The organism is Myxococcus sp. CA039A (assembly GCF_013336645.1).
Lineage (GTDB): Bacteria > Myxococcota > Myxococcia > Myxococcales > Myxococcaceae > Myxococcus > Myxococcus llanfairpwllgwyngyllgogerychwyrndrobwllllantysiliogogogochensis.
This window is the reverse complement of sequence record NZ_JABUMQ010000754.1, coordinates 1-474: the sequence shown is the minus strand read 5'-3', so window position 1 is coordinate 474 and position 474 is coordinate 1. Positions and strand designations below refer to the sequence as shown.

At 69.2% G+C, this 474-nt stretch carries 1 protein-coding gene; it reads left to right on the top strand.

From position 1 onward, the window contains the following. Positions 1-27 precede the first annotated feature (27 nt). On the top strand, positions 28-474 hold a 447-nt coding region (locus HR086_RS47430), incomplete at its 3' end, for a DUF1631 family protein (protein WP_174468967.1).

The window sequence follows — 474 nt, the reverse complement described above, 5'->3', positions numbered from 1 at the left end:
CCGCGGGAATCCGGGTACCGCTCGCCGATGTCAGCTGTCTTTTCCATCACCTCTGCCGACAAAGCACGCCTGGCCGCCAGCGACCTGCCATCGCGGGTGCGTGAACTGCTGGGTGCGTTGATCGGCCTGTGCCGGCAAACGCTGGCCGCGCCCCTGATCCTGACCGTCGAAGCGCTGGAGCAGACGCTGCTGCACGACGCCGACCGTGCACGCAATCCGATGCAGCAGGCGGACCTGATGGCCCAGCGTGGCCAGCTGCACGCCTTCGCCGGCCATTTCGCCGACCGCATGCTCGATGCCGTGGCCGAAGCGCTGGCGGGCCTGCGCGAGCCGTCCATCGCCGCTGCGGCCCCTGCTTCGCCGCCGCCGCTACCGGGCGCGCTCGGCCTGTCGCTGGTCGATGAGCACGAGGTGGATCGCGACCTGCTGCTGACCGAAATGATCCGGCGCGAGACCCTGCGTTCAACCAATACG